Annotated in this window: 2 protein-coding genes; both read left to right on the forward strand. The window is 42.3% G+C overall.

Translation table 11 applies throughout. The annotated features are described in order from the left end of the window. Window positions 1–397 precede the first annotated feature (397 nt). On the forward strand, window positions 398–1,030 hold the full coding sequence (locus RIE73_RS27810) for a type I restriction endonuclease (RefSeq protein WP_446404261.1): 633 nt from the start codon (window positions 398–400) through the stop codon (window positions 1,028–1,030). 260 nt (window positions 1,031–1,290) lie between these two features. Next, on the forward strand, window positions 1,291–1,887 hold the full coding sequence (locus RIE73_RS27815; RefSeq protein ID WP_446399203.1) for a reverse transcriptase-like protein: 597 nt from the start codon (window positions 1,291–1,293) through the stop codon (window positions 1,885–1,887). Window positions 1,888–2,218: the final 331 nt, after the last annotated feature.

Consider the following 2,218-nt stretch of genomic DNA (forward strand, 5'->3'; position numbering starts at 1 on the left):
CAATGTCAAAATTGTCCCCAATATCAACGGATTATTAGGCGGAATTGCCTTATGGCGAGATTAATTTTTCCTAATTGTTTACCCATGTAGGGGCGGGTTTATGGGCTTTCATTGTGCTATTGATAATAACGTTAGTTCAAACCCCGCCCTTTTTCAATTGTCGTGACTAATTGTTTACCCATGTAGAGGCGGGTTTATGGACTTTTATTCCGCTATTGATAATAACGTTGCTTCAAAACCCGCCCTTTAAAATGGTGGAATAGATATTACCATTGGATTGGGCGCACGTCGGTGCGCCCCTACGGTTTCCGGGGGGTAAAGTTAATTCATCAAATGTAGTAAAATTGCAATGAATTCCACCTTTGTCTAGCTTATACCTCAGAGTCAGGTCAAAACGATGGTACAAACAATTCAGGCAAAAAATGCTACATTACTTGACTTGGAAACTCGGTTTGGGCTTCAGTTTACTAAGCAGGAACAGTTTTTCCGCGAGTGGCAAGACAATTTACCGGATATTAGTGACACAGAAAAGCAACGACTTGATCGCATTGAAACAAACTTTTCTAACCTTTTAAAATATCCACCAACCTTAGAAAACACCGTCAAAATGGTCGTCCTAGGTCAGTTCTTGGATTTAGCTGACTTCTACCAATTCCCCTTACATATTAAATCCGAAGCGTCTACCCAGATCTCCGCAGAAGATAAGGGCATATTGATTAGAGGGGATATTGATGTCTTAGTATTACTAGAACGACTGTGGTTAGTCGTAATTGAGTCCAAAAAGGCAGATTTTTCTCTCGATATAGCCAGACCTCAAATTTTAGCCTATATGTTATCCAATCCTCATCCCGAACGTCCGAGTTTTGGACTAATTGTCAATGGCAGTAGTTTTCGCTTTCTCAAATTGGTACAGAATCCCTTACCTCAATATGCCATGTCTAGAATTTTTGATATGTTTAACCCAGGTCATGATTTATATGATGTGTTAAGGATATTGAAACGCTTGAAGATGCTAGCGATGGACGATTAGTTTCCAGCCGGAATAACCTCATTGAACTAATGATAGATCGGCATCAAGCGAAGGTTTTTTGGATGCTGTACCTCTATCGGACGCTCTACCAATTGGGCTAATTGTTGTCTCTGTATGGCTACATTTTGACACACTCATCCAGTAGCAGTCTACCCCCATACGTTTGGTGGGCATTGCATATCCTACAGGGTAAGATGCCAGGAGTATCCCGTGTCGCAATGCCCACCCTAACACTTACCCTTCTATTCTTTTAACCATTCATGAATGCTGAGGAATTAAAAGCGGAGGAACACGTTGTCACTCCTCAAGAACGAACAGGCATCAAATTACTTGCATTATTTGAACCGGAAATTTGGGTAGTTGTAGATGGGAGTTATCTACAGTCACAGAATACTGCTGGGGCTGGAGTGGTTATCCTGACACGCCTCTCTCAGCAGGAGGAACAATCTGAGGCAAATTTTTCCCTTGATTGGCAACACTATAGCTATCCACTGGAAAATTGTAGTAATTCAACAGAGGCTGAAATTTTAGCCGCCATCAAAGGTTTAGAACTCGTCGCATCAATGGCTGGACAAAAACGAATTCATTTAATTAGTGATCACTACACCGTTAGCACCATTCCCACCCACCTTTTAGTCATCGAGCTAGGACTCAAAAATGCCAAGCGTTATACTAAAGAGATGGAAAATTCACCGTTACGGGAATTAGCCGATCTTTACTTACAATTGCAACCCTGTCAAATCCTATCCCTACAAGACATACAACCCGAAGGATTTAATCTAGTCTTACTTGCGTGCCATCAAGCCACTCACAAGTTAGCCGCTAAAGCAGCGATCAGCATTGCCAGTAATAGCTAAAGTTATGTTCGTAGTTGCGCTTTAGCGCCATAAACGCTGGGGTACTGACTACAAACTTTTGTAACAAAACCTTGACGCTGGAGCATCCATCCTTCAATCTGCTAAAATAATCCAAATTAAACCGAAAACTCTTAGCGCCACTCAAAGCTGTTCGCGCAGCTCTGAGCGGCTAACCCCCAAACTGACCAGACCAGTCTGGAAGCTAGAAGAAATAGTAACACTCCTCTAGCCACTCCGACTTCTTATGGCAACTTGTGCGGGGTGGCTAAGACTTTGGGTCAATTGATTTAGGGTTGAGGATTTGGGCATTTTTCCGGCAAAACAGCCGATA

The organism is Coleofasciculus sp. C1-SOL-03 (assembly GCF_040220555.1).
Lineage (GTDB): Bacteria > Cyanobacteriota > Cyanobacteriia > Cyanobacteriales > Coleofasciculaceae > Coleofasciculus.

Coding starts and splice junctions, on each gene's coding strand:
- RIE73_RS27810 (WP_446404261.1), top strand. CDS start 398: ATGGTACAAACAATTCAGGCAAAAAATGCTACATTACTTGACTTGGAA.
- RIE73_RS27815 (WP_446399203.1), top strand. CDS start 1,291: ATGAATGCTGAGGAATTAAAAGCGGAGGAACACGTTGTCACTCCTCAA.